The organism is Micromonospora sp. NPDC023633 (assembly GCF_040640035.1).
Classification (GTDB): Bacteria; Actinomycetota; Actinomycetes; order Mycobacteriales; family Micromonosporaceae; genus Micromonospora.
On record NZ_JBFABB010000018.1, the window covers coordinates 1 to 6156 of the forward strand.

Annotated in this window: 4 protein-coding genes and 1 pseudogene; 2 read left to right on the forward strand and 3 right to left on the reverse strand. The window is 73.7% G+C overall.

The window, feature by feature from the left end; translation table 11 throughout:
• From AB0G13_RS08185 to AB0G13_RS08195, 3 genes are all read right to left on the reverse strand, one after another.
• A partial coding sequence (locus AB0G13_RS08185; protein ID WP_357870653.1) for a nitrate- and nitrite sensing domain-containing protein occupies positions 1-2088 on the reverse strand: 2088 nt, incomplete at its 3' end.
• Positions 2089-2318: 230 nt separating this feature from the next.
• Positions 2319-3821 carry a catalase gene (locus AB0G13_RS08190; RefSeq protein ID WP_357870656.1) on the reverse strand — a complete coding sequence of 501 codons (1503 nt, stop codon included), beginning with the start codon at positions 3819-3821 and terminating at the stop codon, positions 2319-2321.
• Positions 3822-3852: 31 nt separating this feature from the next.
• The gene (locus AB0G13_RS08195; protein ID WP_357870659.1) at positions 3853-4272 is read right to left on the reverse strand and encodes a Fur family transcriptional regulator; all 420 of its coding nucleotides are present in this window, start codon (positions 4270-4272) and stop codon (positions 3853-3855) included.
• Positions 4273-4469: 197 nt separating this feature from the next.
• Here AB0G13_RS08195 and AB0G13_RS08200 point away from each other — a divergent pair, with 197 nt between their 5' ends.
• Positions 4470-5063, forward strand: coding sequence for a hypothetical protein (locus AB0G13_RS08200; protein WP_357870661.1), 594 nt, complete (start codon positions 4470-4472; stop codon positions 5061-5063).
• Between the two features lie 238 nt (positions 5064-5301).
• A pseudogene (locus tag AB0G13_RS08205) lies at positions 5302-5523 on the forward strand (hypothetical protein); the annotation flags it as partial.
• Positions 5524-6156 lie beyond the last annotated feature (633 nt).

Sequence of the window (6156 nt, forward strand, 5' to 3'; positions counted from 1 at the left end):
CCGGGAACGCCAGGTAGAACACGGACTGGTAGCGGGCCCGCAGCTCCAGTGGGGCGAGGTCGGCGTTGATCTGCGCGTTGGGCGGCGCGGCGAGCGCATCGGGCGGGGCAGCGTACTCAGCCGGCCCGCCCGGGCGAGCCGCCGCTCCTCCGGCGTCGGCGCGGATCGGGGCGCCACCGGCGGGCCACCGGTCGGGGGCAGGGAGGGCTCGTCGGTGACCAGGTCGGCGGGGACGAGCACCACGGCGGTCAGCCCGCCGCCGTCGGACGGGCGCAGGCGCACCCGGACCCCGTGCCGGGCCGCGAGGCGGGCCACCACGAAGTGCCCGAGGCGGGCGGTCTCGGTCGGCTCGAAGTCGGGCGAGCGGGCAAGCCGCCGGTTCGTGTCCTCCAGCGCGGCGGCGGACATGCCCAGGCCCCGGTCGGTGATCTCCACCGCGTAGCCGTTCGCCACGTGCTGCCCCGAGACCTCCACCCGGGTCTGCGGCGGCGAGAACGCGGTGGCGTTCTCGATCAGCTCGGCGAGCAGGTGGATCACGTCGCCGACCGCCCGCCCCAGCACGCCTGCGGGTGCCACGGCGGTGATGTCGACCCGGTCGTACGACTCGACCTCGGAGATCGCGCCCCGGACCAGGTCGACCATCGCGACCGGGTTGCGCCAGCCCCGCCCGGGGGCCGCGCCGGCCAGGATGACCAGGTCCTCGGCGTGCCGCCGCAGCCGGGTGGCGAGGTGGTCGACGCGGAACAGCTCCGCCAGCTCGTCCGGGTCCTCGGTGTGCCGCTCCATCCGGTCGAGCAGCGCGAGCTGCCGGTGCACCAGCCCCTGGCTGCGCCGGGCGATGTTGAGGAACACCTCGTTGAGCCCCCGGCGCAGGGTGACCTCGTCGACGGCCGACTGGACCGCGGTGCGCTGCACCTCGGTGAACGCCCGCGCCACCTGGCCGATCTCGTCGTCGCCGTACTCCAGCGGGGGCGCCTCCCGGGCGACGTCGACCTGCTCGCCCCGGCGCAGCCGGGCCACCACGTCCGGCAGCCGACGCTCGGCCGTCTCGAGCGCGGCCGTGCGTACGCCGGTGAGCCGGTGCGCCAGGTTACGGCCGACCCGCACCGACACGACGACCGAGACCACGACGGTGGCCAGCCCCAGCAGCCCGGCGGCGGCGAGCCGGACCAGGATGCGCACGGCCGACGGGATCGACCGGTCGGCGAGCCCGTCGGCCTGCGCCAGCTCGAACTCCCGCAGCGCCTGCTGCACCGCCTGGTAGCTCTCCTGCCAGGCCGTCGGGTCCACCGCGGGCCGGGTGGCGGACCCGGGACCCACCAGTCTGTCCTGCATCGTCCGCAACCGGCCGAAGGCCTCCCCCTCGGTCATCCGCTGGAACGCGGCGCGCTCGGCGTCCGGTAGGTCGGCGACCGCCGTGTCGGCGAGGAACCGCTGGTTGCCGATGGTCTGCACCAGCTGGAGGTGCTCGCCGTCGGCGAACCGGCCGCTGGTGAACGCCCCGGCGAGCAGGGCGTCGGTCTGCCCGAGCAGCTCCCGGGACTGGCCGAGCCCGGTGACGGCGAGCGCCTGCCGGTTGAGGTCCCGGTCGGGCAGGTCGGCCATCGCGGAGAACGCCTGGAAGGCCGAGTTGATCATCCCGCTGTAGAACCCGACCGCGCCGGCCCGGTCCACCGCCCGCCGGTCGATGAACCCCCGCCCGGCGGGCAGCGACTCCAGCGCGGTGACCAGCTGGTCGAGCCGGGCGTCGAGGAAGTCGTCGGCGGCGTCGCGCAGGTCCTCCCCGCCGACCCGGCGGCGCAGCTCCGCGATCGCCCGGTCGGTGCGCTGCCGCTGCTCGGCGAGCCCGGGAGCGGCGCCGTCGCCGGCCAGCTGGACCGCCGAGAGCCGCCGCTCCCGTTGCAGCTCGGCGACCACGGTCTCACCGGGACGGCCGAGGTCGTAGAGGAGCGTCCGGGCGGCGAGCAGGTCGAGGGCGGGCCCGAAGGTGAGCGTGGTGGCGAAGATCCAGAGCGCCAGCAGCGCGGTCACCGGCACGACGACCAATGCGGTCAGCTTCGAGCGGATCGGCCAGTCGCGGGTGTTCAATCGGACCTCGCCCGGAAGGTGTGGCTGCGGGGGCGCCGGCGCCGGCCGGGCAGCGTCGCGGTCGGACGGTCCCGGGCCGCGGTGCCGGGCAGGTCCGGCGGACGCCTTGGGCAGGATACGTAATCCTCGCCCGATGCACTACCGTCCGTCGCGTCGGGCGTACCGGCCGGACGTCCACAGTCGACGAACGCCCCGCCGGAGGCCGGCGGGGCGTTCGAGGGTGGTGCGGATCAGGCGTCGACGGAGATGCCGAGGCCCTCGGCGACCCGACGGCCGTAGTCGGAGTCGCACTGGCTGAAGTGCCAGACCATCTTCTCCTGGATGTGCTTGTCGCACTGGGCCAGCAGGGTGGTGAGGTTGAGGATCAGGTCGTCCCGCTCCCAGTCGGCCATCTCGCGGTAGCGCCGGCCGGCCTGGGAGTAGTTGTCCTGCCGCTCGATCGGGGCCTTCATGATCTGGCCCGAGACGAACGGGCGGTACTCCCGGTAGGACTCGTCGGCCTCCTCGAGGCCGGCCACCGAGGACGGCTCGAAGTTGATGTGCGGGTTGGCACCACGGTTGTCCACCCCGTACGACATCTGGCCGCCGGTCTGGTTGGTGCTGACCTGCACGTCCTCGCGCGGCCGGTTGACCGGCAGCTGGAGGTAGTTCGGGCCGACCCGGTAGCGCTGGGTGTCCGAGTAGGAGAAGGTCCGGCCGACCAGCATCTTGTCGTCGGAGAAGTCGATGCCGTCGACCAGCACGCCGGTGCCGAAGGCGATCTGCTCGTTCTCGTTGTGGTGGTCGGTGATGTTGCGGTTCAGCGTCATCATGCCGACCGGCAGGTAGGGGAAGTCCTCCTCCGGCCAGATCTTGGTGTCGTCGAGCGGGTCGAAGTCCAGCTCCGGGTGCTCGTCGTCGCTCATGACCTGGACGTTGAGCTCCCACTTCGGGTGGTCGCCGCGCTCGATCGCCTCGTAGAGGTCCTTCGAGGCGTGGCCCAGCTCGGTGGCCTGGATGGCGTCCGCCTCGGCCTGGGTCAGGTTGTGCTCACCCTGCTGGGACAGCCAGTGGAACTTGACCAGCACGGCCTCGCCCTCGGCGTTGACGAGGCGGTAGGTGTTCACCCCGGAGCCGCGCATCGTCCGGTAGTTCCTGGGGATGCCGTACGGGGAGAAGAGCCAGGTCAGCATGTGCATCGACTCGGGCGTGTTCGACATGAAGTCGAAGATCCGGTTCGGCTCCTGGCGGAAGGTGACCGGGTCCGGCTTCAGCGAGTGGATCACGTCGGGGAACTTGATCGCGTCTCGGATGAAGAAGACCTGGAGGTTGTTGCCCACCATGTCCCAGTTGCCGTCCTCGGTGCGGAACTTGACGGCGAAGCCGCGCGGGTCGCGGGCCGCCTCGGAGGAGTCCCGCCCGCCGATGACGGTGGAGAAGCGGATGGTGACCGGGGTCTTCTTGCCCCTGGTCTGGAACAGCTTGGCCCTGGTCAGTTTGGACGCCGGCACAGCCTGATCCCCGGATCCGATCGTCCCGTACGCCTCGAACTCGCCGTGCGCGACGAAGCCGCGGGCGTGCACCACCCGCTCCGGGATCCGTTCCCGGTCGAAGTGGCTGATCTTCTCCAGGAAGTGGTAGTTCTCCAGCGTCGCCGGGCCGCGCGAGCCGACCGTTCGCTGCTGCTGGTTGTTGTGCACGGGGTGACCCTGACGGGTGGTGAGGATGGGCTTGCTGGCCTGCGGGTCGCTCATGGCTCTCCTCCTGCTCGGTGTGGCGCTTGCGTCAGTCGTGCTGCGGCTGACATCCGGGGCACCGGCCCCAGTAGGTGACCTCGGTGAACTCCACCGCGAAGGCGGAGGCCCCGGGGTCGAGGCAGGGCCCGGGGGCCCGGTTGCGCCGGGTGTCGACGATCGCGCCGCAGTCCCGGCAGACCAGGTGGTCGTGGTCCTCCCCGCCCAGTTCGTACCGGGCCGGCCCGCCGGCCGGGGCGAACCGGCGCAGCAGGCCCGCGCCGGTGAGCGCGCGCAGGACGTCGTAGACCGCCTGGCCCGAGATCCGCCCGAGGCGGGCCCGGGCGAGTCGGGTGATCGTGTCGGCATCCAGGTGTGGCCGGTCGCGCACCGCGGCGAGCACCGCGAGCCGGGGCCGCGTGACGCGCAGCCCGGCCGCCCGCAGGCGTTCGGCGTCGGATTCGACCGGCATCACCCCACCCAAGCGCCTTTTCTGGAACGAGTCAAGTTTTGGCGGCCGGTCACCCTGTGTGACTCGTCATGCCGCGACGGGGAACGGGCGCGGGTCGGGTCCGCCGGGTCGCGACGGCCGGGTTCGTCAGGAAAGTGCCCCGGAACGGGATTGGCGATCAGTCAGCGGAGGGAATACCACCTGACGAAGGAGGAGCCATGTCGCCCACGCAGGTAATCGTCATAGTTCTCGTCGTGTTGGTGATCGCGGCCGTGGCCGTGGCCGCCCGGTCGTACGCCCGCCGCCGCGCGCTGCGGTCGCGCTTCGGTCCCGAGTACGACCGCGCCATCGCCGAGCAGGACAGCCGGACCGCCGCCGAGCGGGAGCTGCGGGAACGGGAACGTCGCCACGCGGAGCTCACGCTGACCCCCCTCGCCCCCGAGTCCCGGGCCCGGTACGCCGCCGCGTGGGAGGAGCTCCAGGTCCGCTTCGTCGACTCCCCCGCCGAGACCGTGGGTGACGCCGACGACCTGGTCACCCGGCTCATCGCGGAACGGGGCTACCCCACCGGCGAGTTCTCCGACCAGATCGCCCACCTCTCCGTCGAACACGCCCGCACGCTGGGCCACTACCGCGACGCCCACGAGATCCACCTGCGCAACTCCCGGGGCGAGGCGAGCACCGAGGAACTCCGCCAGGCCGTCGTCCACTACCGCGCCCTCTTCGCCGACCTGCTCGGCGAGGAGCCGGTCGGTGCCCGACCGTCCGAGCAGCACGACCCGGACAGCCAGCACGACGTCACGAACCGCTAGGAGGATGACCATGCGCCAGGAAGAGCAGCGAGCGGGCAAGGGACACCCCGAGGCCGTCCGCTCCGAGCCGGTGCCGGTGCCGCCTCCGGGCGACCGGGCCGGCCGGACCGACGTGCCCGAGGACGCCCTCGACGACCGGGGCACCTTCGACGATCCGGCGGTCGCCGACGGCGGCCGGGCCGGCCGGCACGACGACGAGGCGGCGCGCGGCCGGGACGCCGGCAGGGGCCGGCCGGGCGACCGGGACACCGCCGGCGACCGGGCCGAGTTCCACGAGCCGGGGCCGGTGCCGACCGCCTTCGGCGCCACCAGCGTCGGCGGCGCGGTCGCCGCGTCCGCCCTGGCCAGCCCCCTGCCGGAGGACGAGCCCGACCCGCGTACGGAGTCGACCGCGCGGCCCGGCGACGGCGCCGTGGACGGCCCCCGGGAGGGCCGCCGGGCGGACCCGACCGCCGAGTTCCACCGGTCCGTCGGGCTCGGCGACGCCCGTTCCGACGGCCGGCAGGCCCGCCGGGACGGCGACGAGGTGCTGCCCCCGGACGCCGCCGACGGCCGTCCCGAGCGCCGGGCCGACCTGACCGGGTGGGCCGGCGACCCGGAGGGCGGCGCGGCCGGCGCGGCCGGGTACGGCAGCGCCGCGCCGGCCATGGTCGATCCGGACGCCGAGCACGCGCCGGTCGGACGCGCGGGCACCGGGGAGCTGGGGGCCGCCGGGACCGACCGGCCGGCGGGCGCGACGGTGGCCGCCGAGCCGGCCAGCCTCTTCGAGCCGGGCATGGCGCAGGGCTTCCGGGACCGCTGGCGCGACGTCCAGCTGCGGTTCGTGGACGATCCCCGCGCGGCGGCCGGGGAGGCCCAGTCGCTGGTCGACGAGGCGATCCAGGCGCTCTCCTCGGCGCTGTCCGCGCAGAAGAACAAGCTGGGTGGCTGGCAGGACGCCGGTTCCGCCGACACCGAGCAGCTCCGGATGGCCGTCCGCCACTACCGCGACTTCCTGGACCGGGACTGCCCAAGCGCACCCCGATGGCGCAGCTGGTGCCCGGTGCGGTGGAGAAGCCCACCACCTCGGTGCAGCGGCGTACGCCGGAGGGTG